The following is a 746-nucleotide window of genomic DNA, read 5'->3' on the forward strand; positions in this document are numbered from 1 at the left end:
CCGACGATCTCCGGCCGCACCCCGAACGACTCGGCCAGGCGGTACAGGGCCACCTCGACGGCGAACAGCGCGGGCTGCGCGTACCCCGTCTGCTCCAACAGCTCGGCGTCCGCCCCGAACATGACCTCCTTCAGAGGCCGGTCAAGCAGGCCATCCAGGTGCGCGCACACCTCATCGAGCGCGTCCGCGAACACCGGGAAGGCGTCGTACAACTCCCGGCCCATACCGAGACGCTGACTCCCCTGACCGGTGAAGACCACGCCGATACGACCGTCGGCCACGGACCCCGACACCGCGCCACCCGGGCCGCCGGAAGCCAGCGTCTCGAGGCCGGTCAGGAAGTCCTCCCGCTCCCGGCCGAAGACCACGGCCCGGTGTTCGTGCAGGGCCCGGCCCGACAGCAACGACCAGCCGACGTTCACCACGTCGACGTCGGCCCGCGCCACCAGGTGCTCACGCAGCCGGTCGGCCTGCGCCCGCAGCGCCCCCTCGGTGCGCGCCGACACCAACCATGGCAACGCGCTGGATAGAACGCTCGTTTTAGCAGACTCAGTAGGTTCAAGCTCCTCCACCGGAACCGGAACCTGCTCCACGATCACGTGCGCGTTCGTCCCGCTCACGCCGAACGACGACACACCCGCACGACGCGGCGCACCGCCCTCCCGCACCGACCACTCACGGGACTCCGTGAGGACCTCTACAGCCCCCGCCGACCAGTCCACATGGGAGCTCGGCTCGTCCACGTG

General features: G+C 70.1%; 1 protein-coding gene. It reads right to left on the bottom strand.

What is annotated here, in order from left to right; genetic code table 11:
- Positions 1–743: acyltransferase domain-containing protein (locus tag STRAU_RS17500; protein WP_310592254.1), on the bottom strand; the 743-nt coding region annotated here is incomplete at its 3' end.
- Between the last annotated feature and the right edge of the window lie 3 nt (positions 744–746).

It is taken from the genome of Streptomyces aurantiacus JA 4570 (genome assembly GCF_000414115.1).
GTDB lineage: Bacteria > Actinomycetota > Actinomycetes > Streptomycetales > Streptomycetaceae > Streptomyces > Streptomyces aurantiacus_A.